20 protein-coding genes and 1 riboswitch are annotated in these 24,591 nt (G+C 61.5%); of the genes, 7 read left to right on the forward strand and 13 right to left on the reverse strand.

All coding sequences use genetic code 11. The features are described from left to right. Nucleotides 1-46 precede the first annotated feature (46 nt). Nucleotides 47-589, reverse strand: coding sequence for an oligoribonuclease (orn, locus tag V8689_RS27200; RefSeq protein WP_056782749.1), 543 nt, complete (start codon nt 587-589; stop codon nt 47-49). Nucleotides 590-697: 108 nt separating this feature from the next. Here orn and rsgA point away from each other — a divergent pair, with 108 nt between their 5' ends. Further along, nucleotides 698-1,729 carry a small ribosomal subunit biogenesis GTPase RsgA gene (rsgA, locus tag V8689_RS27205; protein WP_003188044.1) on the forward strand — a complete coding sequence of 344 codons (1,032 nt, stop codon included), beginning with the start codon at nt 698-700 and terminating at the stop codon, nt 1,727-1,729. A gap of 167 nt (nt 1,730-1,896) precedes the next feature. Here rsgA and motB read toward each other — a convergent pair whose 3' ends face one another. After that, on the reverse strand, nt 1,897-2,916 hold the full coding sequence (gene motB / locus V8689_RS27210) for a flagellar motor protein MotB (protein ID WP_056782748.1): 1,020 nt from the start codon (nt 2,914-2,916) through the stop codon (nt 1,897-1,899). A 3-nt stretch (nt 2,917-2,919) separates the two neighbouring features. Further along, nucleotides 2,920-3,771, reverse strand: a complete 852-nt coding sequence (gene motA / locus V8689_RS27215) for a flagellar motor stator protein MotA (RefSeq protein WP_003188041.1) — start codon at nt 3,769-3,771, stop codon at nt 2,920-2,922. 166 nt (nt 3,772-3,937) lie between these two features. Here motA and V8689_RS27220 point away from each other — a divergent pair, with 166 nt between their 5' ends. From V8689_RS27220 to asd, 3 genes are read left to right on the forward strand one after another with little or no spacing between them, the layout of a single operon-like run. Beyond that, nucleotides 3,938-5,473 (forward strand): HDOD domain-containing protein, encoded by a 1,536-nt coding sequence (locus V8689_RS27220; protein ID WP_056782747.1) that lies wholly within the window; start codon nt 3,938-3,940, stop codon nt 5,471-5,473. Nucleotides 5,474-5,530: 57 nt separating this feature from the next. Then, nucleotides 5,531-6,346, forward strand: coding sequence for a rhodanese-like domain-containing protein (locus V8689_RS27225; RefSeq protein WP_056782746.1), 816 nt, complete (start codon nt 5,531-5,533; stop codon nt 6,344-6,346). A 15-nt stretch (nt 6,347-6,361) separates the two neighbouring features. After that, nucleotides 6,362-7,222, forward strand: a complete 861-nt coding sequence (gene asd / locus V8689_RS27230; protein WP_056782745.1) for an archaetidylserine decarboxylase — start codon at nt 6,362-6,364, stop codon at nt 7,220-7,222. Between the two features lie 126 nt (nt 7,223-7,348). Here asd and serB read toward each other — a convergent pair whose 3' ends face one another. Continuing rightward, nucleotides 7,349-8,563, reverse strand: coding sequence for a phosphoserine phosphatase SerB (gene serB, locus V8689_RS27235; RefSeq protein WP_003188034.1), 1,215 nt, complete (start codon nt 8,561-8,563; stop codon nt 7,349-7,351). A gap of 133 nt (nt 8,564-8,696) precedes the next feature. Here serB and V8689_RS27240 point away from each other — a divergent pair, with 133 nt between their 5' ends. Then, complete coding sequence (locus tag V8689_RS27240; RefSeq protein ID WP_056782744.1) at nt 8,697-10,229, forward strand: HAMP domain-containing protein; 1,533 nt, start codon at nt 8,697-8,699, stop codon at nt 10,227-10,229. Nucleotides 10,230-10,401: 172 nt separating this feature from the next. Here V8689_RS27240 and V8689_RS27245 read toward each other — a convergent pair whose 3' ends face one another. From V8689_RS27245 to V8689_RS27280, 8 genes are all read right to left on the reverse strand, one after another. Then, on the reverse strand, nt 10,402-11,115 hold the full coding sequence (locus tag V8689_RS27245; RefSeq protein ID WP_032873461.1) for a PqiC family protein: 714 nt from the start codon (nt 11,113-11,115) through the stop codon (nt 10,402-10,404). 173 nt (nt 11,116-11,288) lie between these two features. Next, entirely contained in the window at nt 11,289-13,553 is a 2,265-nt protein-coding gene (gene parC, locus V8689_RS27250; protein WP_020301636.1) for a DNA topoisomerase IV subunit A, read from the reverse strand. Between the two features lie 70 nt (nt 13,554-13,623). Continuing rightward, on the reverse strand, nt 13,624-14,619 hold the full coding sequence (locus tag V8689_RS27255) for an esterase-like activity of phytase family protein (RefSeq protein WP_056782743.1): 996 nt from the start codon (nt 14,617-14,619) through the stop codon (nt 13,624-13,626). Next, entirely contained in the window at nt 14,619-16,523 is a 1,905-nt protein-coding gene (gene parE / locus V8689_RS27260; protein WP_003188026.1) for a DNA topoisomerase IV subunit B, read from the reverse strand. Before parE ends, V8689_RS27255 begins: the two co-directional genes overlap by 1 nt. 46 nt (nt 16,524-16,569) lie before the next feature. Continuing rightward, nucleotides 16,570-17,178, reverse strand: coding sequence for a YqiA/YcfP family alpha/beta fold hydrolase (locus V8689_RS27265; RefSeq protein ID WP_032893865.1), 609 nt, complete (start codon nt 17,176-17,178; stop codon nt 16,570-16,572). A 535-nt stretch (nt 17,179-17,713) separates the two neighbouring features. Beyond that, nucleotides 17,714-18,526 carry a 3',5'-cyclic-AMP phosphodiesterase gene (gene cpdA, locus V8689_RS27270; protein WP_056782742.1) on the reverse strand — a complete coding sequence of 271 codons (813 nt, stop codon included), beginning with the start codon at nt 18,524-18,526 and terminating at the stop codon, nt 17,714-17,716. 97 nt (nt 18,527-18,623) lie between these two features. Then, on the reverse strand, nt 18,624-19,073 hold the full coding sequence (locus V8689_RS27275; RefSeq protein WP_003188022.1) for a DUF1249 domain-containing protein: 450 nt from the start codon (nt 19,071-19,073) through the stop codon (nt 18,624-18,626). Beyond that, complete coding sequence (locus V8689_RS27280) at nt 19,064-19,681, reverse strand: NUDIX domain-containing protein (protein ID WP_056782741.1); 618 nt, start codon at nt 19,679-19,681, stop codon at nt 19,064-19,066. Before V8689_RS27280 ends, V8689_RS27275 begins: the two co-directional genes overlap by 10 nt. A gap of 193 nt (nt 19,682-19,874) precedes the next feature. Here V8689_RS27280 and V8689_RS27285 point away from each other — a divergent pair, with 193 nt between their 5' ends. Further along, entirely contained in the window at nt 19,875-20,621 is a 747-nt protein-coding gene (locus V8689_RS27285) for an RsiV family protein (protein ID WP_056782740.1), read from the forward strand. 168 nt (nt 20,622-20,789) lie between these two features. Here the strand turns inward: V8689_RS27285 and thiC are convergent, their stop codons facing one another. Then, complete coding sequence (gene thiC, locus V8689_RS27290; protein WP_056782739.1) at nt 20,790-22,679, reverse strand: phosphomethylpyrimidine synthase ThiC; 1,890 nt, start codon at nt 22,677-22,679, stop codon at nt 20,790-20,792. Between the two features lie 149 nt (nt 22,680-22,828). Next, a riboswitch (TPP riboswitch) is annotated at nt 22,829-22,934 on the reverse strand. 196 nt (nt 22,935-23,130) lie between these two features. Here thiC and V8689_RS27295 point away from each other — a divergent pair. Next, complete coding sequence (locus tag V8689_RS27295) at nt 23,131-24,570, forward strand: TolC family outer membrane protein (protein WP_003188016.1); 1,440 nt, start codon at nt 23,131-23,133, stop codon at nt 24,568-24,570. Nucleotides 24,571-24,591: the final 21 nt, after the last annotated feature.

Genomic DNA, 24,591 nt, shown 5'->3' on the forward strand with positions numbered 1-24,591 from the left:
TGGGAGCTGGCTTGCCTGCGATGGCGCCTCCAATGCCGCCGCAGAATCAAGCCTTGATGAAATGCTTGCGGTAATGCTGCAACTCGGCAATCGACTCGCGAATATCATCCAGCGCCAGGTGCGTACTGCCTTTATGGAAGCTGTCTTTGACTTCCGGCGCCCAGCGCGCAGCCAGTTCCTTCAAGGTCGACACGTCGAGGTTGCGGTAGTGGAAGTAGCTTTCCAGCCCCTTCATGTGCGTACAAAGGAAGCGACGATCCTGGCAGATGCTATTGCCGCAGATCGGCGACTTGCCCTTGGGCACCCACTTTTCCAGAAAGGCGATGGTTTCGGCCTCGGCTTCGGCCATGCTGACGCGGCTATCGCGCACGCGCTGGGTCAGCCCGGAGTTACCGTGGGTGCGGGTGTTCCACTCGTCCATGGTGGCGAGTACGGCGTCGCTGTGGTGGATGGCGATCACCGGGCCTTCGGCCAACGTGTTGAGGTTGCTGTCGGTGACAATGGTCGCCATCTCGATGATGACGTCGGTGTCGGGGTTCAGACCGGTCATTTCCAGATCGATCCAAATCAGGTTCTGTGGGTTTTGCATGGCTTGATTCTCTTGGCACCTTGGCGTAGCCGGGCAGTTTAGCAGGCGGGGGCGTGCTAGACTCGCGACCGTTTTACCCAACTTTTGTATTATCGACACGGAACACCAATGGCCAAACGCCAGCTCAACCGTCGCCAAAACTGGCGCATCGAAAAGATTCAAGGTGAACGCGCCGCCCGCGCCGCCAAACGTGAATCCTCCGCCGTGGAAGCGCTCGAGGGCGGCGACCTGGGCCCCGAACAAACGGGCCTGGTGATCGCGCACTTTGGTGTGCAGGTCGAAGTCGAGGCACTCGAAGGCGAACTCGCGGGCCAGGTGTTCCGTTGCCACTTGCGCGCCAACCTGCCTGCGCTGGTCACCGGCGACAAGGTGGTGTGGCGTGCCGGCAACCAGGGCATCGGCGTCATCGTCGCCCAGTTGCCGCGCAGCACCGAACTGCGCCGCCCCGACAGCCGTGGGCAGCTCAAGCCGGTGGCGGCCAACGTCGACATGATCGTGATCGTGTTCGCGCCGCTGCCCGAGCCCCATGCCAACCTGATCGACCGTTACCTGGTCGCGGCTGAGCATGCCGGTATCCGCCCGTTGCTGCTGCTGAACAAATTCGACCTGATCGACGAGCAGAACGCCCCGGCGCTCAATGCGTTGCTGGCGGTCTACCGCACCCTGGGCTACCCGGTGCTGGAAGTGTCGGCTCACCACGGCAACGGCATGGAACAGCTGCAACAGCAGTTGGACGGGCGGATCAGCGTGTTCGTCGGCCAGTCTGGCGTGGGCAAGTCGTCGCTGGTCAACAGCCTGTTGCCGGAAGTCGAAACCCGCGTGGGCCCGCTGTCGGAACTGTCCGGCCAGGGCACCCACACCACCACCACCGCGCGGTTGTTCCACTTCCCGGGCGGCGGCGAGTTGATCGACTCCCCCGGTATTCGTGAATTTGGCTTGGGCCACGTCAGCCGCAGCGATGTGGAAGCGGGCTTCATCGAGTTCAACGACCTGATCGGCACCTGCCGCTTCCGTGATTGCAAACACGACCGCGAGCCGGGTTGTGCGCTGCTCAAGGCACTGGAAGATGGGCGCGTGCAGCAGCAGCGGATGAACAGCTATCGGTCGATTATTGCGAGCTTGCCCGAGAGCAGCTACTAAGCTGCCCCCCCTCCTCTGTAGGAGCGAGCTTGCTCGCGAAGGCCTCAAGCGCAACGCGGGCATCCTGGATACACGCGTTATCGTTGACGTTTTTCGCGAGCAAGCTCGCTCCTACAGTGACAGATACAACAAGGCCGCGATCATCGCGGCCTTGTTGTATCTGGAGCTTACGACTTCGGTGCAGGCACCGTAGGATCCTTCACCCCACCATCCTCAAACAGGTTCAGCTTCTGGCGCAGCTCATGGGCTGGCAGCGGTTCCTGCTCCGGCGGCAGCGCGTTCGGGTCGGCCGGCACTTCGCCAGGCGCGCCCTCGCCCTGGGTCGGCGCCGGTGGCGGTGGTTGATCGCCTTCAATCGCACGCTGGGCTTTTTTGGTCAGCACCACGATGTCGATACGGCGGTTGACCGGGTTGAACGGGTCTTTGGGATCAAACAGCTGCGAGGAGGCAAAGCCCACCACCCGCGCCACTTGCGGGTCCGGGTAGCTGCCGGCCACCAGCGCACGCCGGGCGGCGTTGGCGCGGTTGGCCGAGAGTTCCCAGTTGCCAAAATCGCCCTGGCCCGCGTAGGGCTTGGCGTCGGTATGCCCGCTGATGCTGATCTTGTTCGGCACCGCCTTGATGGTGTCAGCCATGGCCAGCAGGATGTCTTCAAAGTACGGTTTTAAGCGCGCACTGCCAGAGTCGAACATCGGCCGGTTGGCCGCATCGGTAATCTGGATGCGCAGCCCTTCGGGGGTGATTTCGAAGGAAATCTGGTCCTTGAACTTCAGCAACTGTGGGTTTTCTTCCACCTTGTTCTGCAATTCCTGCAGCAACAGTTCCAGACGCTCCTGTTCGACCTGTTCGGCCATGGACTCGACAGTGTCGCGCTCAATCGGGATTTTTTCCTGGGGCGACTCCGTTTGCACTTCCGGGTTGATGGTGCGCTCGGGCGCCAGTTCCGGCGAGCCGCCCAGGTCAATGACAAACGGCGTGCCGCTTTCCGAAAAGCCAATCGGGTCTTTGAAGTAGCCGGCGATGGCGATCTTCTGTTCTGGCGTAGCGGTGGACATCAGCCACAGCACCAGGAAGAACGCCATCATCGCCGTGGCAAAGTCGGCGAAGGCGATTTTCCAGGCACCGCCATGGTGCCCCGCGGCGAAGCGCTTGACGCGCTTGATGATGATCGGCTGGTTGTTTTCCATGGCTTAGCGACCGCGAACCGCTTGTTCCAGCTCGGAGAAACTCGGGCGATGTTTCGGGTACAGCACCTTGCGCCCGAACTCCACGGCCAGCGACGGCGGCATGCCCGACGCCGATGCCACCAGGCACGCCTTGATCGCTTCGTAGAGGTTGATCTCTTCCTTGGCATCGTGGGCCAGGGAAGTGGCGAGCGGGCCGAAGAAACCGTAGGCAGCAAGAATACCGAAGAAGGTGCCCACCAGCGCCGCACCTACGTGCATGCCGATGGCCGCCTGATCGCCCTCGCCCAGGGAGGCCATGGTCACCACGATACCCAGTACCGCCGCGACAATACCGAAACCGGGCATGCCGTCGGCGATGCCGGTCACGGCGTGGGACGGATGCTCCAGCTCTTCCTTGAGGCTGAACAACTCCATGTCGAACAGGCCTTCCAGTTCGTGGGGTGCCATGTTGCCGGAGGACATGATGCGCAGGTAATCGCAGATATACGCGGTCATGCGCTCGTCTTTGAGCACGGCCGGGTACTTGGCAAAAATCGGGCTGGCTGCGGCGTCTTCGATATCACCTTCGATCGCCATCATGCCTTCACGGCGGCTCTTGTTGAGGATCTCGTAGATCAGCCCCAGCACTTCCAGATAAAACGTGTGGGAGAAGCGCGAGCTGAACATGCCCAGGGACTTCTTGACCACGTGCATGGTCATATAGCCTGGGTTGGCCTGCAAAAATGCGCCGAACGCGGCACCGCCAATAATCAGCACTTCGAAAGGCTGGATCAGTGCGGCGATTTTACCGTGGGAGAGGACGTACCCTCCGAGCACACTTGCGATGACGACAATGATGCCGATAATTTTAGCCATAGGAGAGGGGTACTTGCGCCGTCGGGTTCATGGACATAGGGGGTGTTGCACAAAACTCTTGTTCTACTTATCGGCAAAACTGCGCCAGACTATAGCCCGTTAAGGCGAAAAGCCAATTCGGCCCGTTCCGGGCGTGTTGAACGCAAGTGATGATCGCGCCCCAATCATGGCAATTGAACCGACAGTCCCAACGAACCGCCCCACTACCCTCGCCGCTTGGATCAAGTGCCTGGACGACGTGCTGCTGCCCGTGCCCCAGGCTAGCCATGAGCGCGTGTGCAAAGCCATTCGCGATAGCCGCAGTTCATTGCGAGATATTGCTGAGCTGATGCACAACAGCCCAGCCCTGGTGTTGAGCGTGATGCGCGAAGCCAACAGCCAAGCCCACGGCAGCCTGGCCGAACCTGCGGAAAACCTTGAAGTCGGGCTTAACCGCCTGGGCCTCAAACGTGCCGAGGAGTTGTTGGCGCGCCTGCCTTCGGTACCCGCCCGGGAAATCCCCGTGGCCTTGCGTCAGCTGTTGCTGATCAGCCAGCACGCATCCCAGCAAGCCAACGGTTTGTTCGGCAGTCGCCTGGCGCGGCTGTGGCAGGACATCCACTGGGGCAGCCTGTTGTTTTTGTCGCCGCTATGGCCGATGGCCGTCGCCTACCCCAAGCTGCTGGAAGAATGGGAGTTGCGGGTGATCCATAAAGGCCAATCGGCGCGCCAGGTCGAGCAACAACTGTTCGGCGTGCGCTTGCTCGACCTGTGCCTGGGCCTGACCGAAGCCTGGCACCTGCCGATCTGGGTTTCACAGGGCTACAAGCTGCTGTTGGCCGAGCAACGCCTGCTGGTCAAGGCGCTGCACATTGCTCGTCAAGACGATGCCCTGCGTCACCAGCAATTGCTCGATGCCGAGCCCAACCTGCGACGCTGGCTGAACCAGCCGGCCAACACCGTGTTGCTGGCCAATGGCCTGGCGATGTCGGCCCAGGAATCCTGGACCTGCCCGCACACCGAGCGCTGGCAATACCTGACGGCGCTGTACCTGCAAACGCCATTGAGCGATGTGCAACAGCAAGCCCACCAGCAAGCGGTGACCAGCGCTCGCACCACCTTGATGCCCGACCTCTGGCACCCGGCGCTGTCGCTGATCTGGCCGTGGCATGTGCAGAAAGTCCATCGCGGCTTGTTGCCTGCACCGCCGCCCACTGCCGAAGCCTTGGCCGTGTGGCGCACGCGTTGCACCGAATTGCTGGTGGAGCCGAGCCGCTTTGCCAACGCCATGCACCTGACCACTTGCGCCAAGGAAGCGCTGGTGGCCAGTGGCATGCAGCGGGTACTGATATTCATGGCCGATCGCGCCTTGAGCACCTTGCGTGTACACCAGGCCGACGGCCTGCCCAAGGACGCGGCTCACCTGAGCCTGGATGTGGTCAACAGCACGTTGCTGCAACGCCTGCTGGAAAAGTCCGCCCAGGTACGCCTGAACCCAGATAACCATGCGCAGTTTTCCGCCTTGCTGCCACCGATCCTGCGTCGCCTGTTTGTCGGCGAGCACCTGCTGTTGCGCTCACTGAGCTGCAACGGCCGCGTGGTCATGCTGATCGTGGCGGACCAGGGCGGCGGGCCGTTCTCGGAAACCACCGTGCAAGCGTTCGGCAAAACCGCCCAATGCATCGAGAAAGCCCTGCACAGCTTTACCAACCGCAGCGCCTGATGCTTGCGCTACAATCACCGGCCTTTATCGCCAACATTTGTGCCCAGGAGACCTCACATGCCTGACTTCTCTGGCTTGCCGCTGGTGATCGAATCCGCCGACCTGTCGAGTCGCCTCGATTCCAAGCACTTGATCCTGGTGGACCTCACCAGTGTCGCCCGCTACGCCGAAGGGCATATCCCCGGCGCGCATTTCGTTGACCCCAAGCGCACCCAACTGGGCCAGCCACCCGCACCCGGGCTGCTGCCGAGCACGGCCGACCTGGAAAAACTGTTCGGCGAACTGGGCCACACCCCGGACGCCACCTATGTGGTCTATGACGACGAAGGCGGCGGTTGGGCCGGGCGTTTTATCTGGATGCTCGACGTAATCGGCCACCAGAAATACCACTACCTCGACGGCGGCCTGCTGGCATGGCTGGAGGAAGGGAAGCCGACTTCCACCGCTGTGCCCCCAGCCGCCGGCGGCCCGGTCAGCCTCACGCTGCACGAGGGCCCTACCGCCACCCGTGAATACCTGCAAAGCCGCCTTGGCGCGGCCGACCTGGGGATCTGGGACGCCCGTGGCCCGCTGGAGTATTCCGGCGAGAAAGTGCTCGCAGCCAAAGGCGGCCATATTCCCGGCGCGGTGAACTTCGAATGGACCGCCGGCATGGACAAGGCGCGCAACCTGCGTATCCGCCGTGACATGCCGCAGATCCTCGAAGACCTCGGGCTGACCAAAGACAAAGAAATCATCACCCACTGCCAGACTCACCATCGCTCTGGCTTCACCTACCTGGTGGCCAAGGCGCTCGGTTATCCGCGAGTCAAAGGTTATGCCGGTTCCTGGGGCGAATGGGGCAACCACCCCGACACCCCCGTTGAGATTTAAGGTTTAAGGACAGTTATGAAAAAGCAGTTGTTTATCCTCAGCCAGTACTTGCTGCCGCACCACTTGCTGTCGCGCCTGGCCGGCTGTATCGCCGAGTGCCGCGTGCGCTGGTTCAAGAACGCCTTTACCGCCTGGTTCGCCAAACGCTACCAGGTGGACATGTCCCAGGCCCTGGAGGAAGACCTGAGCGCCTACGAGCACTTCAACGCCTTCTTCACCCGCGCGCTGAAAGACGGCGCCCGCCCGCTGGATCCAACCCCAGGCGCAGTGCTGAGCCCCGCCGACGGTGCGGTCAGCCAGCTAGGCCCGATCGAACATGGCCGTATCTTCCAGGCCAAGGGCCACAGTTTCAGCGTGCTGGAACTGCTCGGTGGCGATGCCGCAATGGCTGCGCCGTTCATGGGCGGCGAGTTCGCGACTATTTACCTGTCACCAAAAGACTACCACCGGGTGCACATGCCATTGGCCGGTACCCTGCGCGAGATGGTGTATGTGCCGGGTCGGATTTTCTCGGTCAACCAGACCACCGCCGAAAACGTGCCGGAGTTGTTCGCCCGTAACGAGCGTGCTGTCTGCTTGTTCGACACCGAACGCGGCCCGATGGCCGTGGTGTTGGTGGGTGCGATGATCGTTGCGTCGATTGAGACCGTGTGGGCCGGCTTGGTGACGCCGCCCAAGCGCGAGCTGAAAACCTTCCGCTACGACGAAGCGGCCCGCGCGCCGATTCATCTGGAAAAAGGTGCGGAACTGGGTCGTTTCAAACTGGGATCGACCGCCATCGTGCTGTTCGGGCCGGACCAGGTGAAGTGGGCTGAAGAACTGGCAGCGGGTACGCCGGTGCAGATGGGCCAGGGTATCGCCTTGCCTAAAGCCTGATATTGCAGTTGATCGTTCCCACGCTCCGCGTGGGAATGCAGCCCGAGGCGCTCTGCGCCCAAAGCGTGACGCAGAGCGTCACTGGAGGCGTTCCCACGCGGAGCGTGGGAACGATCAGCTGTGGGGTTATAGCTGACCGTCGCGGTCACGTAAGCCCAGCAGATACAGCACGCCATCCAACCCCAAGGTCGAAATCGCCTGCTTGGCCGATTGCTTGACCAACGGCTTGGCACGGAACGCCACGCCCAACCCGGCAATCGCCAGCATCGGTAGGTCATTGGCGCCATCGCCGACCGCGATGGTCTGCTCCAGACGCAAGCCTTCCTTGTGCGCCAACTCCTTGAGCAGGTCGGCCTTGCGTTGCGCGTCGACAATCGGCTCCACCGCCACGCCAGTCACTTTGCCATCCACCACTTCCAGCTCGTTGGCGAATACATAGTCAATACCCAGCTTGGCCTGCAACTGCTTGGCGAAGTAAGTGAAGCCGCCGGACAGGATGGCGGTCTTGTAGCCCAGGCGCTTGAGTTCGGCGAACAGGGTTTCGGCGCCTTCAGTCAGGCGCAGCGACGCGCCGATCGAATCCAGCACGCCCACGTCCAGGCCCTTGAGCAGCGCCAGACGCTCCTTGAAGCTGGCACGAAAATCCAGCTCGCCGGCCATCGCCCGCTCGGTAATCTCCGAGACTTGCTCGCCCACACCGGCCGCTTTGGCCAACTCGTCGATGACTTCGGCTTCGATCAAGGTGGAGTCCATATCGAACACCGCCAGGCGGCGGTTGCGACGGAACAGGGAGTCTTCCTGGAAAGCGATATCGACATTCAGTTCCTGGGCCACGCTCAGGAAGTCGGCGCGCAGCGCTTGCGCGTCAGCCGGTTCGCCGCGTACGGAGAACTCGATGCAGCCCTTGCCCTTGTCGGCCGGAGTGTCCAATGGCATGCGACCCGACAGACGGTCGATATGGTCGATATTCAATCCGTACTGCGCGGTAATGGAGCTGACGCGCTGCAACTGTTCAGCCGTTACCTTGCGGGTCAACAGGGTGACGATATGGCGCTTTTTGCCCTGGCCTTCGACCCAGTGTTGGTAATCGGCTTCGGACACCGGGGTGAAACGTACCTGTTGATCGAGCTTATACGCCGTAAACAGGATGTCCTTGAGTACCGAGGAGGCCTGTTCGGTGCTGGGGATTTCCACCAGGATGCCGAACGACAAGGTGTCGTGGATCACCGCCTGGCCGATGTCGAGAATGTTCACACCACCCTGGGCCAGGACGCCGGTAATGGCTGCGGTGAGACCCGGTCGGTCTTCACCCGTGATGTTGATCAGGACAATTTCGCGCAAAGCGCACCCCCAGGCTGGAAAAAAACCGCATTCTACCCACTTTCAGTGACCATCGGGCACAGCCAGCGCTTTGCCGGCCATGGGCCTGTCGCTATACTGCGCGTCAACTTCACGGACCAAGAGCCGAGCGCAAGTGAACCGGCCCACGCCAGTAAAAACCGATAACTTCTTCCTGCTGATCTTCCGGGCACTGCGCCATCGCCGTGTACCGATTGCATTGCGCATCGCCAGCCATAACGTGATCCTGGTCGCTCTGGCCCTGGTGATCTACGCCTGCGTGATGGGTTTGCAGTTCAAGCAGGCCATGCACGAGCAGGCTGATGCCCTGGGCGCGAGCCTGACAACCCAGACTGCCACTTCGGCGACTGAGTTGTTGGTGTCCAACGACATCCTCAGCCTCAACGTGTTGCTCAACAACCTGACCAAGAACCCGCTGGTGGCCCACGCCGCTATCTATAGCGTGGACAACCGGATCATGGCCGAAGCCGGGCAGCGCCCGAAAAACGGCCTGCTCGGTGAGGCCGAAGGCCTGTACCAGAGCAATATTACGTTCCAGGACGTGAAGGCCGGCCAACTGCGTATCAGCCTTGATATGCAACAGTTCCAGCAGCCGATGACCATCAGCCTGCAGAGCATGGGCATCCTGAGCGCGATCCTGCTGGCTTTGGCCCTGGCCTTGAGCCTGCGCCTGGGCCGGCATATCTCCACGCCGTTGATGCAACTGCGCATCTGGCTGCGGGATATCGACGAACACACCCCGGCTACCGATCGCCAGGATGAAATCGGCGACCTCGCGCGCCAGCTCCACGCCAGCTTTGCCCCGGAGCCCAAAGCGCCTGAAGTCGAGCCCGAGCCTGAGTACGACGACACCGAGGACTACAACGACGAGCCTGAGTTTGAAGTGCGCGACCTGCGCGACCCAGGCTTCGACGACAGCGCCCCGGTGGCCGGCCTCAAGCCTGCACCGCGCCATGTGATCAAGGCCGAGGAAGACGAGCTGGACGACGAAGACCCGTTCGCCGACCTGCGCGACACCTCGGCAGTAGCACCGGTTGCCGCACCGAAACCGGTTGTGGTCAAGAACGCCGAGCCGCAGCACAGTGCCGTACTCGCCGTGCAACTGGGTGCCCAGGAGCAACTGCGCCGCCTGCCCCGTGCCCGCCTGACCGAACTGCTCGAACGCTACCGCGACTGCCTCGACCAGGCCGCTTCGCTCTACCAGAGCGAACTGCATACCCTGAACGATGGCAGCACGTTGATGCTGTTCCACAGCGAAGACAGCGGCGAAGACTACCTGACCAATGCCATTTGCTGCGGCGAGCTGTTGCGCGCCCTGGGCCATGCCCTGCAGATCGAAGTGGCCGACAGCGGTATTACCCTGCAACTGCAGCTGGGCTTGACCGTGGGTGACGACCTGTTTGGCATGAGCCAGATCGACTTGCTGCTCACCGAAATCGCCCAGGATGCCCTGGCCTTGTCCCAACACAGCCGCAACCTGCTGCTGGTGGAGCGCAAGATCAGCGAAGACACACTGATCCGCCAACGCGCACGTATCCGCCCGATTGCCAGCCCTGAAGGGGCCAGCTGTGTGGAGCGGTTGATGGAGCCGTATCCGTCGATGCTGGAACGGCAGTTGGCGCGGATGCATGAGACCCGCAAGCCCTGAGGCAAAGGCTTTTGTAGGAGCGAGCTTGCTCGCGAAAAACTCACAGACGCCGCGTTCATTCAGAAAGCACGCGTTATCGTTGACGCTTTTCGCGAGCAAGCTCGCTCCTACAGAACAGCCCAATAAAAAGGCCCGCTTATTCAGCGGGCCTTTTGTTTGTGCGCCATTCAGATCAGAACCTGAACACTTCCAAGTCCGTGCGAATCGGCGTGGCCATCGGCATCTTCGGTTTTTCCGGGGCCGCAGGCTTGGCCTGGGCCGGGGCTTGCTTACGCGGCTGCGCTTCGGCAATCGGCGGCTGGTTGGCCAATGGCTTGAGCGCCACCGACAACTGCTGTGCCAAGTGCTGCAACAGCACACCCTGGGCCTGGACCTGGGACGCGGTGGTGCCTGCATGTTCTTCCTGCAGGTGCACAATGCGGTTGTCCCGCACCTGCCCGCGACGGTCGATCAGGCGCCACTGTGCATCCAGGATCGCCGGTTGCGACTTGCCGGAGTCCAGCCGCGTGATGGTCAGCAGCACCTGTACATCCGGGGTGAACCCGGAGGGTCCTGGTGCTAGCACCACACGTTGGCTGTCTAGCTGGCCGGCGACCTGACGCAACATCAACTGGTTGATATCCGACGACAGGCTACCCGCCCAACGACCATCAGTGGAACCTTGCAGGCTGCCGTCGTTCTGACGTTGAAGCAGGGTTTCGCGTTGCAGGTAATCGGCAACGACTACCGGCCCCAGCAATACTGCCATGCCAGCGGTTTGAGCTGGCTGAGCCGGACTTCCGCTGTCCAGCTGGTACAGCGACACCGGTTGGTGTGTGCTGCAACCCGCCAGCCCCAAAAGGCCAGCGAGCATCAAAAATAGAGGAAGGCGTGGAGCAGTCATCATCCCATCCAAGTGGCTGCCACAAGGCGAACCACAATGTAATACTAAAAATAACCTGAACACGCTCGGCCACGCCGGCGCTGGAAAGGCCATATCATCCGTGAATATGCGCCATGACTCCAGCGCGAAAGCATCGATCTACGCGTTAAATCGTAGATCGAGGCCTCTAGTACCGCTTAAACCGGTGTTTCGACCAGCAAGGCATCCACTCGCTGGAAGCCTCGTGGCAGTTTGTTACCTCGCCGGCCACGCTCACCCTTGTAGTGTTCAAGGTCGTCAGGGCGCAATGACAACGTGCGCTTGCCGGCCTGGAGCACCAGAGTAGAGCCTTCCGGGACCACGGCGATGTCAGTCACATACTCCTCGCGACTGGCCACCCGGTCACCGGGAATCCCGATGATCTTGTTGCCTTTACCCTTGCCCAACTGCGGCAAGTCGCTGATCTTGAACACCAGCAAGCGCCCTTCGGTGGTCACCGACGCCAGCCAGTTGCTTTCACGATCCTCCACCGGCCTCGGCAGGATCACCTTGGCATTGTTCGGCAGGCTCAACAGCGCCTTGCCCGCCTTGTTCTTGGCCTGCAGGTCTTCACCCTTGACCACGAAACCGTAGCCGGCGTCGGAGGCGATGACATACAGCGAATCATCGTCCGGCAACAGCACACACTCGAAATTCGCCCCCGGTGGCGGCGTGAGGCGCCCGGTCAACGGCTCGCCCTGCCCCCGTGCAGAAGGCAGGGTGTGGGCCGGCACCGAATAACTGCGCCCGGTCGAGTCGATAAACACCGCGAATTGATTGGAACGCCCGGCGGCAGCGGTCTTGAAGCCATCACCGGCTTTGTACGAAAGGCCGGTGGCGTCAATATCATGCCCTTTGGCGGAGCGAACCCAACCCTTTTCCGACAGAACGACGGTAATTTTCTCGTTGGGCAACAGCTCGGTTTCGGTCAGGGCCTTGGCTTCAGCGCGCTCGACGATAGGCGAGCGACGGTCATCGCCATAGGTTTCGGCGTCTTTGATCAGTTCGCTACGCACCAGCTTCTTGAGCTTGGCTTCGCTACCCAGCAGGGCTTGCAGCTTGGCTTGTTCCTTGAGCAGCGCATCCTGCTCGTCGCGCAGCTTCATTTCTTCCAGGCGTGCCAACTGGCGCAAGCGGGTGTCGAGGATGTAGTCCGCCTGGATCTCGCTCAGCTCGAAACGCGCGATCAGCTCGGCCTTCGGATGCTCGGCAGTACGGATGATATGGATCACTTCATCCAGGTTGAGGTAGGCGATCAGCAAGCCGTCCAACAGGTGCAAGCGGCGCTCGACCTTGTCGAGGCGGAATTGCAGGCGGCGACGCACGGTCTGTACGCGGAACTCCAGCCATTCCACCAGCAGGTTGCGCAGGTTCTTCAACTGCGGCTTGCCGTCCAGGCCGATGATGTTGACGTTGACCCGGTAGCTGGACTCCAGGTCGGTGCTGGCGAACAAGTGCTGCATCAGCACTTCATGATCCACCCGGCTATTGGTCGGGATGATCACGATGCGGCACGGGTTCTCGTGGTCGGACTCGTCACGCAGGTCGGCCACTTGCGGCAACTTCGACGGCTTGGCCTGCATCAACGCGGCGATCTGCTCCAGCACCTTGGCACCCGATACCTGGTGCGGCAGCGCGGTCACAATAATGTCGCCGTCTTCGATGTGGTACACGGCGCGCATACGTACCGAGCCCTTGCCGGTTTCGTACATCTTCAGCAGGTCAGCGCGCGGCGTGATGATTTCTGCTTCGGTCGGGTAATCCGGGCCCTGGATATGCTCGCAGAGCTGCTCGACCGTAGCCTTGGGCTCATCGAGCAAGCGCACGCAGGCGGTGGCGACTTCGCGCAGGTTGTGCGGCGGCACGTCGGTGGCCATGCCGACCGCAATACCGGTGGTGCCATTGAGCAGGATGTTCGGCAAACGCGCCGGCAACACCAGGGGTTCGTCGAGGGTGCCGTCAAAGTTCGGCCCCCAATCGGCCGTGCCCTGGCCCAGCTCGCTGAGCAGCACTTCGGAATAACGCGACAGCCGCGCCTCGGTGTAACGCATGGCGGCGAAGGATTTGGGGTCATCCGGCGCACCCCAGTTACCCTGGCCGTCCACCAGCGTGTAGCGGTAGCTGAACGGCTGAGCCATCAGCACCATGGCTTCGTAGCACGCCGAATCGCCGTGGGGGTGGAATTTACCGAGCACGTCACCGACGGTACGCGCCGATTTCTTGTGCTTGGAATCGGCGTCCAGGCCCAACTCACTCATGGCGTAGATGATGCGCCGTTGCACGGGCTTCAGGCCGTCGCCGATATGCGGCAAGGCACGGTCCATGATCACGTACATGGAGTAGTTGAGGTAGGCATTTTCGGTGAATTCAGCCAGCGACCGGCGTTCTACGCCATCTAAACTGTCTGCGAGGATGTCACTCATGCGGGCCTCATCATGGGGTAAGGCGCAGCGGAACTGCCGCTGCGCTGATTCAATTCAAAAAAATCTCGATTCATGGCTGGGCACTCCAGCCGCCGTCCGGGGCGGCGAAACGATAGACCATCGGACGCTTTTCACCATCGGCACGCGGGCCGAAATTGTTGTCGATGCCGACCCAGGCACCGTCGGCATCCACCAACAGGGCTTCAGCCAGGCCATACGACTGGGGGTAACGTCGCTGCGGCGTCAGGGCTTCGTCGGCAAACGACCAGCACAGCTCAACCTTGGCCGTGAGCGGGTCGCGCCGGCAGATCTGGAACGCATTGCGCTCCAGGGTAAACAGCTTGCCGTTGAACAGCGACAAGTCGGCAAAGTCCTTGGACACGGCCTTGGCGTTGGGGAACTGCGCCGGCTGCACTTCCTGGCCGGCCTCGCTCAACAAGACACAACGGCCATCGCAATCCCATACGCTCTGCCCACGCTTGATCGAGACCAGGCCACGTCGCTCGCGCTCGGCAGCCAGCCAGATCTGGTTGCCTTCCGGGTTTACCGCCAGGCCCTCGAACAAGGCATTAAAGTGCAGCAACATGCCACTGGCCCTAGCTTCACGCACCATGCCCGGCGCGATTTTCAACCATTCGGGCGCGCCCGCCGCCGGCACCTGCAACACCGCGGCATGGGCTTCGCTGACAATGTAGCGGTTGCCTGCGGCATCACAGCTGATGCCTTCAAAGTCCAGGTCACCGCCGCGTATGAACGAAGCGGCCTTGGTACGCGAACGCAAGCCCCAAGGCAGGCCGGACTCGGGCACGGGCGGCACGTCGATCTTCAGCGCCTCGGCGCTCCAGGTCGACGCACGGGTATCCAGGCGGTAGATCTGGTCGTCATCGCGGTCCGAAACCGTCCACAGCTCGTTGCCACACAACGCCAGGCCCGACAGGTTCCCACCGCGCATGCCGTCCACCGGATGTTCCGAGACCAGCTTGAGCTCTGCCACGCTGGCGGCAGCCACCTGGGTGACCGCCAGCCCGCTCAACATCAGGATCGCCAGGGCGAAGCCTGTGCGCATCAGCCCAGCACCTCGGCCAAGTTGCCTTTGGATTCAAGCCAGGTCTTGCGGTCGCCAGCGCGTTTCTTCGCCAGCAACATGTCCATCATTTCCGAGGTGGCGGCGAAGTCTTCCAGGGTCAACTGCACCAGGCGCCGGGTGTTCGGGTCCATGGTGGTTTCGCGCAGTTGCGGCGGGTTCATTTCACCCAGGCCCTTGAATCGCGTGACCTGTGGCTTGCCGCGTTTCTTCTCGGCCACCAGGCGGTCGAGGATGCCATCGCGCTCGGCTTCGTCCAGGGCGTAGAAAATTTCCTTGCCCAGGTCGATGCGGTACAGCGGCGGCATCGCGACGTAGACGTGGCCGGCGTCCACCAACGGGCGGAAATGCTGGACGAACAACGCGCACAGCAAGGTGGCGATGTGCAGGCCGTCGGAGTCGGCGTCGGCGAGGATGCAGATCTTGCCGTAGCGCAACTGGCTCATGTCCGCTGCGCCTGGGTCTACCCCGATGGCCACGGCGATGTTGTGCACTTCCTGGCTGGCGAGCACTTCGCTGCCATCGACTTCCCAGGTGTTGAGGATCTTGCCGCGCAACGGCAGGATCGCCTGGAACTCCTTGTCCCGCGCTTGTTTGGCGGAACCGCCGGCGGAGTCACCCTCCACCAGGAACAGCTCGGAACGCATCGGGTCTTGCCCGGCGCAATCGGCCAGTTTGCCCGGCAATGCCGGGCCCTGGGTGATGCGCTTGCGCTCGACCTTCTTGCTGGCTTTCAAGCGTCGGCCGGCGTTGTTGATCGCCAGTTCCGCCAGGGCCAGGCCCAGTTCCGGATGCTCGTTGAGCCACAGGCTGAAAGCGTCCTTGACCACGCCAGAGACAAACGCCGCCGCCTCGCGGGACGACAGGCGCTCTTTGGTCTGGCCGGAGAATTGCGGTTCCTGCATCTTCATCGACAGCACGAACGCGATGCGCTCCCACACGTCTTCCGGCGCCAGCTTCACGCCGCGCGGCAACAGGCTGCGGTATTCGCAGAATTCACGCATGGCATCCAGCAAGCCTTGGCGCAAACCGTTGACGTGGGTACCGCCCTGGGCCGTGGGGATCAGGTTGACGTAGCTTTCCTGCACGCTGTCGCCACCTTCGGGCAACCACAGCAGCGCCCAGTCCACCGCTTCTTTATTACCCGACAGGCTGCCGCAGAAGGGCTCGTTGGGCAGGCGTTCGAAGTCGCTGACCGAGTCTTCCAGGTAGGAACGCAGGCCGTCTTCGTAGTGCCACTCGACCTTCTCGCCGGTGCCTTTGTCTTCAAAGCTGACCAGCAGGCCCGGGCACAGCACAGCCTTGGCCTTGAGCACGTGCTTGAGGCGGCTGATGGAGAATTTGGGCGAATCGAAATACTTGGGGTCCGGCGCAAAGTACACGCTGGTGCCGGTGTTGCGCTTGCCCACGGTGCCGATCACTTCCAGGTCGGTGGCTTTGTAGCCATCGGCGAAGGTCATCTGGTACTCGTTGCCGTCGCGCTTGACCTTGACCCGTACCAGGGTCGACAGGGCGTTGACCACGGAAATACCCACGCCGTGCAAACCGCCGGAGAACTGGTAGTTCTTGTTGGAGAACTTGCCGCCGGCGTGCAGCTTGGTGAGGATCAGCTCGACGCCTGGCACACCCTCTTCGGGGTGAATATCCACCGGCATGCCACGACCATCGTCGGACACTTCCAGGGAATGGTCGGCGTGAAGGATGACTTGCACCGACTTGGCGTGCCCGGCCAAGGCTTCGTCGACGCTGTTGTCGATGACTTCCTGGGCAAGGTGGTTCGGCCGACTGGTGTCGGTGTACATGCCGGGGCGTTTGCGCACCGGGTCGAGGCCCGAGAGGACTTCGATGGCGTCGGCGTTATAAGAGCTAGCGCTGGGAGTGGCCATGGGGTCTCGTCGTGAGTCGTTCGATTAAAAAGTGACCTGCGATTTTCTACAGTGACGAAAAATCGAAGGATTGAAACTGATCTGCGCCAATACCGGCAAAGCACAACAGTGCCGGCAATTGCTGGGCGAACCCTTGGTAACCATGGTCGCCACCGGCCTGGATGCGCAAGGCACAGGCCCGGTAATACTGTTGGGCCAGGCGATAATCCAGGGTTTCGTCCCCGGTCTGCAACCACACCTGATAACGCGCGGCATCCTGGGGAGCCGGTACTTCCAGCTCGGCCAGCGCCGTGACGTGGTCCTGCGTCAATTCCCAGGTCTCATCGGTGTAGAGGTTCTTCTGGGTGCCCAGGTAACCGTCGAACATCCGATGGGGGCTTACCGCCGGGTTGACCAGCAGCGCCTTGAGACCATGGCGTTCGGCAAGATGGGTTGCATAGTAGCCGCCGAGTGAGCTGCCGACCAGCAGTGGCCGGCCCAGTTGCGCAATCGCTTGCTCCAATTGAAGAATCGCCTGACGAGGGTGGTGATGCAGCGCCGGCACACGTAGCTGGTCGGACAGGCCAAGGGCATCCATCACAGTGGTCAACTGGCTGGCCTTGTTGGAAGCCGGCGCACTGTTGAAACCGTGGATATACAGGATCGAAGCGGACATGCCGGGCTCTCCGTGCTGAGGCCAAAGAGGCGCAGTTTACAGGGAATGCAGGCAGAAGCGGACCCATTGTGGGAGCTGGCTTGCCTGCGATGACCATAGGTATCGACATAACTTTGTGGGCTGTAGCAGCAGACGGTAACCACGATGCGAAGCGAGCCGCTTTTGCTCTTGATCTGCTTGTGATCTTGATCTTAAGCGCCCCGTTAAACCACGCTGGCCGGAATTCGACAGGGATTTGGGGGGTAAACCGGCAGGGATGCCGGTTTAGCCGCCCCGCGCCATGGATGGCGCGTGGCGGCGGCCCCCCAAATCACTGGCGGATTACGGGCACACCGAGCCTAGGCGAGGTGCCGAGTGGTGGGGCAAGAGCGTTTTGCTTACTTTTGGGCTCTTTTCAAAAGTGAGCCGCTGTCAGAGCGGAACCATCGGTGGCCGTTACCTAAATAATGGATATGTACTCAATATCCCGGTCGGCTGGCAGGCCGCCATCGCAGGCAAGCCAGCTCCCACCTTTTGATCAGTGTGTTTACAGGCCTTAATAGCCGTTGCTGCCGTAATCGACCGTAAAAGCGAAGCCTTTGACCCGCTCCACCCCCGTCTCCAACCGTCCGTCACCATGCAAACGCAACCAGCGATACCCCGGTGCCTGCTCGCTGACCTGAAAATCCTCACTCCCCGGCGCAAACTGGATACAGGTAGACGGCGAAGCCAGCAGCCGCACACCGTCGCGCTCGCTGTCGATCTCCTGATGCACATGCCCCCACAGCAATGCCTTGGTCTGCGGAAAGCGCTCAAGCACGGCAAACAGCGCTTCGGGGTTGCGCAGACCGATGGGCTCCATCCACGCACAACCTATGGGCACCGGATGATGGTGGAAACACACCAGGTGATGGCGGCCCGGCGCTTCGCTCAAGGCCTGCGCCAGCAGTTGCAGTTGCGCGTCTTGCAGGTAGCCCGGCACCGACCCGGGTACCGCCGAATCCAACAGAGTGATACGCCAGTTGCCGATATCCACCACCGGTTCGAGCAAATCACTGTGCATGGCAGCCTGGGCCATGACCTGCGGTTCGTCGTGGTTGCCAGGAATCCAACGCGCCGGAGCGCCAAGGGACGCGGTCAAAGCGCGAAACTGCTGGTAGGACTCAAGCGTGCCGTCCTGGGACAGGTCGCCGGTCGCCAGTATCAGGTCGATGGCCGGCTGTTGCGCACGCACCAGCTCGACTACCCGCTGCAGGCTTTCACGGGTGTTCATGCCCAGCAGCGTGGCGTCAGGGTCGGCAAACAGATGGCTGTCGGACAACTGCACCAGCAACACGGCATCAGGATTCACGGCGGATACGCTCGGCAAGGCGCTCTCCCTGGCAATCACAGGAATGGATAGTTGGCGCGATTATGCTGGGGCAGGACACAAAGAGGAAACCCAAGGAAGCAGACGCAGTTCACATCTACCGCACCACTTCAAACTCATGGCCCAAGGCCAGGCAGTGGCTGAGCCATTCGCCGAGGAACACATTGAGCTGTGCTTTCTCATCGGGCTGGTGCATGAACACATTCGGGTAAGGATAGATGCTGCGAAAGCGTCGCGCATGTTCGGCGCTGATCACTTCGGCCATACGCGCGTCGTGGTACACCTGCACTTCCAATTGCGGCACCGGCAACCACGGCAGGCTGTGCTCCTGGCGTACCCGCAGGGTGGTGGTGTACGGGCAGGTGAGAATGACTTCCAGGGTCAGCACGCCGAGCATCTGGTCGCCATGGGTGACAGCGATGCGCCGCGCCTGGGGAGCATGGCGCATGTCCGGGAGCAGGCGCATCAGCCGCGCATAGTTGGCCTCGCAGGCCGCTTGCAGCCCGATCAGGTCAACTCGGTATCGTTCCCGTGCCTTTACTGCCATAACCCCCTCACTTCCGCGCGATTAAGCGCAAGCCATTGCAGGGCGATAATGCTGGCTGCGTTGGAAATCTTGCCGTCGCGCACCGCCTGCAAGGCATCTTCGAAGGCCCATGTGGTGACGCGGATATCTTCTGCTTCTTCTTCCAATCCATGCACCCCTCCCGCGCCCGAGCTGTCGCAACGGCCCAGGTACAGGTGGACAAATTCGGTACTGCCGCCCGGCGACGGGAAATACTTGGTGATCGGCCACAGCGCGGAGAACGTCAGCCCAGCTTCCTCCTCGGCCTCGCGGTGTGCAACCTCCTCGGGTTGCTCATCCTTGTCAATCAGGCCGGCGACCATCTCCACCAGCCAGGGGTTATCGGCACGGCCCATGGCGCCGACGCGGAACTGTTCGATCAGCACCACCTCATCGCGCAGCGGGTCGTAGGGCAGCACGCACACGGCGTCATGACGCACGAACACTTCGCGGTTGATCACCCGGCTCATGCCGCCGTCGAATTTTTCGTGGCGCAGTTGCACGCGATCGAGCTTGTAGAAGCCTTTATAGGCATTGTCACGCTGAACAATCTCGATTTTGTTCGGCGTCGACTTCGCGATGTCCGTCATGGTGTCCCTCGTTAAGCTCGTGCAATGGCCGCCATCCTAACGCGCCGACGCCCGTTGATGCAGCCCCTTTGCGGTTGCCGGCAGAGGCGGCGAGCGTCAAACTCACTGCAATCAGTTTAGTGGCGAACTGGCGGCCACGTTGGCAGTCCAAGCACTACTCTTTTCGCTTTCCATCGATTTACGAAGGACACACATGTCGCTTTTAAGAATCGCCTCCGTGGCCTGTATTGCCATGACCCTGGGTGCTTGCCAGAGCCTGTTCCAACCGGCCTATCTCAAGCCGCTGGACGTTACCACCGACAAATCGGAGCAGATCAAGCCCGGCTGTGACAGCCCGGCCTGCCCGCTGGTGAACATCGACACCGTGCATTTCCCCGCCGAGCCACAACTGGACAGCCTGGTGGAACAGCGTTTACTGCAAATGACCCGCACCACGCCTGGCGCCAGTGTACCGGCGAGCCTGAACGCCTACCGGAACACCTTCCTGCGTGAGTCGCCGGACCGCCACGGCATGTACTTGCAAGCCAAGGTACGTGACCAGCATGACGGACTGGTGATCGTTGAAGTGTCCAGCTACCTGGACACCGGTGTCGCCCACGGCGAGCCAGGCCGCGGGTTTATCAACTATTCACGGATTCTGCATAAGGAACTGACCCTGGCCGACATGCTGCTGCCCGGCCAGGAGCAGGCCTTCTGGAATACCGCGAAAGTCGCCCACAACAGTTGGTTGATCAGCACCAAGATGGACCGCGATCCAGAGTTCGTGAAGAGCTGGCCGTTCCAGAAAACCCCGAACGTGGCCCTGACCAGCGGCGGCGTGGTGCTCAAGTACAACGTCAGCACCATCGCCCCTTACGCACAGGGGCTGATCGAAATCACCCTGCCCTATACGCGCCTCACCGGTGTGATCAAGCCTGAGCTGGTGCCCGCACGCCGCTGATCGGTTGTTATTACAGGGGGAGATTGGGTGTTTGTCGGATCGCTATCGCGGGCAAGCCCGGCTCCCACAGGGGACCGGCTGTGAACACAAAATCTGTGTCCACTTAGGCCAACTGTGGGAGCCGGGCTTGCCCGCGATGACGGCGGTGCAGGCACCGCCGCCTATAGATCAGACCTTTTTGTAGAGCTGGCTCCCTTCCTGCTTGAACCGCTCAGCCTGCTCGGCCAAGCCCTTGGCCACATCCACATCCACCGCATCAATGCGCTGGTTGGCTGCGTACTCACGCACCTCGTGGGTAACTTTCATCGAGCAGAATTTCGGCCCGCACATGGAGCAGAAATGCGCGACCTTGGCCGATTCCTTGGGCAACGTCTCGTCGTGGAAGGCCCGTGCGGTATCCGGGTCCAGGCCGAGGTTGAACTGGTCTTCCCAGCGAAATTCGAAGCGCGCCTTGCTCAAGGCGTTATCGCGAATCTGCGCGCCAGGGTGGCCTTTGGCAAGGTCGGCCGCGTGGGCCGCGATCTTGTAGGTGATGATCCCGGTCTTCACGTCATCCTTGTTCGGCAGGCCCAGGTGTTCCTTGGGCGTGACGTAGCAGAGCATGGCGCAACCGAACCAGCCGATCATCGCCGCACCGATACCCGACGTAATGTGGTCGTAGCCTGGTGCAATGTCGGTGGTCAGCGGGCCGAGGGTGTAGAACGGCGCCTCGTCGCAGCACTCCAGCTGCTTGTCCATGTTCTCCTTGATCAGTTGCATCGGCACATGGCCAGGGCCTTCGATCATGGTTTGCACGTCGTGCTTCCAGGCGATCTTGGTCAGTTCGCCCAGGGTTTCCAGTTCGCCGAATTGCGCCGCGTCGTTGGCATCGGCCACCGACCCCGGACGCAGGCCATCTCCCAGGGAGAAGCTGACGTCATAGGCCTTCATGATTTCGCAGATCTCTTCGAAGTGCGTGTAGGCAAAGTTTTCCTTGTGGTGGGCCAGACACCACTTGGCCATGATCGCGCCGCCACGGCTGACAATGCCGGTGACGCGATTGGCGGTCAGCGGCACGTAGCGCAGCAATACGCCGGCGTGAATGGTGAAGTAGTCCACGCCTTGCTCGGCCTGTTCGATCAGGGTGTCGCGGAACAGCTCCCAGGTCAGGTCTTCAGCAACACCGTCGACTTTTTCCAGGGCCTGGTAGATAGGCACGGTGCCGATCGGCACGGGTGAGTTACGGATGATCCACTCGCGGGTTTCATGGATGTGTTTGCCGGTGGACAGGTCCATGATGTTGTCCGAGCCCCAGCGAATGCCCCACGTCATCTTCGCCACTTCTTCTTCAATGGACGAACCCAGGGCGCTGTTGCCGATATTGCCGTTGATCTTCACCAGGAAGTTACGGCCGATAATCATCGGTTCCAACTCGGTGTGGTTGATGTTGGCGGGGATGATTGCACGGCCGCGGGCGATTTCTTCGCGCACGAACTCGGGGGTGATGATTTTCGGAATACTGGCGCCGAAGCTGTGCCCGGCATGTTGTTGCTTGAGCAGGCCGCTGGCGCGGGCCTCTTCAAGCTTCATGTTTTCGCGGATGGCCACGTATTCCATTTCTGGCGTGATGATGCCTTTGCGCGCGTAGTGCATCTGGCTGACGTTGGCGCCGGCCTTGGCACGACGCGGGTTTTGCAGGTGGGCAAAGCGCAGGTAGGCCAGGTCGGGGTTATCCAGGCGTTCCTGGCCGTAACGTGAACTCAAGCAGGCCAGCCGCTCGGTATCACCACGTTCTTCGATCCACGGCGAGCGCACATCGGCCAAGCCTTTGCGCACGTCGATAATGACATTGGGGTCGGTATAGGGGCCCGAGGTGTCGTAGACCACTACAGGGGCGTTGATTTCGCCACCAAACTCCGTAGGGGTCACGTCCAGGCTGATTTCACGCATCGGCACGCGAATATCCGGGCGGGAGCCCTGCACGTAGATTTTTTGCGAGCGGGTAAACGGCTGCACGGAGCCGGAGTCGACCTTGGCCGATTCACTCAGGTGCACGGTATTTTTTAGTTTTGTAGTCATCACAGGCTCTCCAACTTATCCAGGCGGTGGATTTTTGTCGGAGCGAACCTGTGACGGACGGACGCACTGGAACCAGTGCTGTGCTTGGCGCACGAGGGCTGTTCGATTGTCGAACAACATCCCGGACGAAGCACAAGAGGACTCGCCGGGTGACGAGAAATCTTGTTCCCTACGCAGGCGCTAACCTGATCAGGTTCAACGGGATCCGGTATTTACCGATCTCAGCCTTCCAACAAGGCACCCCGACAAGAACGCGGCCAGTCTAGACCATGGCGTGGGCAAATTGCCAATAGCGGTTTATTCAGCGTGATGAATGGCGTGATCGTGGGATTGTTGTGCGCAGGCCCGGCCACTACACTCGGGCACGGCCTCAAGGCTTGACGCCAGGCATGGCCAGCCTTAGCCTTGGGCGCTGAATTATCACCGTAATATTCATACTAGGGATCGCCTCATGCTGCGCAAACTCTCACTGGCTGTTGCCGTGTCTTGTGCGACCAACGGACTGGTCTGGGCAGCTGAAGCGCCCTTGTCCGCCAACACCGACCTGGTCAGCGTCTATCAGGAAGCGGCGAACAACAACGCCGACCTGGCCGCTGCCCGTGCCCAGTACGGCGCGCAAAAAGAAGTGGTGCCCCAGGCTCGCGCAGGCTTGCTGCCGAACCTGTCCGCCGGCGCCGATAGCAACAACGTGCGTACCCAGATCGACCAGCCGGCCGCCACGGCCAACCGTGACGCCCACTCCTGGCGGGCCACCTTGAGCCAGCCGCTGTTTCGCGCCGACCGCTGGTTCCAGCTGCAAGCCGCCCACGCCGTCAACGAGCAGGCCTCGCTGCAACTGTCGGCCTCCGAGCAGAACCTGATTTTGCAAAGCGCCGAAAGCTACTTCGCCGTGCTGCGTGCCCAGGACAACCTGGCGTCGACCAAAGCCGAAGAAAACGCCTTCAAGCGCCAGCTCGACCAGTCCAACGAACGCTTCGATGTGGGCCTGTCGGACAAGACCGATGTGCTGCAATCCCAGGCCAGCTACGACACCGCCCGGGCCAATCGCATCCTGGCCCAGCGCCAGGTGGACGACGCGTTCGAAGCGCTGATCACCCTGACCAACCGCCAGTACAACTCGATCCAGGGCATCGTCCACACGCTGCCGGTGCTGCCGCCGGCGCCGAACGACGCCAAGGCCTGGGTCGAAACTGCCGGGCGCCAGAACCTCAACCTGCTCGCCAGCAATTACGCGGTCACCGCTGCAGAAGAAACCCTTCGGCAGCGCAAGGCCGGCCACTTGCCGACGCTCGACGCGGTTGCGCAATACGAAAAAGGCGACAACGACGCCCTGGGCTTCAGCAACCCGAATCAGTTGCCCATCCCGTACGGCGGCGATGTGTCGCAACGCACTGTCGGCCTGCGCTTGAACATCCCGATCTACAGCGGCGGCCTTACCAGCTCGCAAGTGCGCGAATCCTATTCACGCCTAGACCAGACCGAGCAACAGCGCGAAGGCCTGCGCCGTCAGGTGGTGGAGAACACCCGCAACCTGCACCGTGCAGTCAACACCGATGTGGAGCAGGTACAGGCACGCCGCCAGTCGATCATCTCCAACCAGAGCGCGGTGGAGGCCACGGAAATCGGCTATCAGGTGGGCACGCGCAACATCGTCGACGTGCTGGACTCACAGCGCCAGTTGTACGCGTCGGTGCGCAACTACAACAACAGCCGCTACGATTACATCCTCGACAACCTGCGCTTGAAGCAGGCGGCGGGCACGCTCAACCCAGGGGATTTGCAAGACCTGGCGCGCTATCTCAAGGCCGACTACAACCCGGACAAAGACTTCCTGCCGCCGGACCTGGCCAAAGCCGCTGCCGAACAGCTCAAGGCCCGCCCCGGCTATTAAGCGCACCGCCGAACCCATGTG

The sequence above is a fragment of the Pseudomonas sp. AK181 genome (assembly GCF_051122975.1).
In the GTDB taxonomy this organism is placed as follows: Bacteria; Pseudomonadota; Gammaproteobacteria; order Pseudomonadales; family Pseudomonadaceae; genus Aquipseudomonas; species Aquipseudomonas lactis.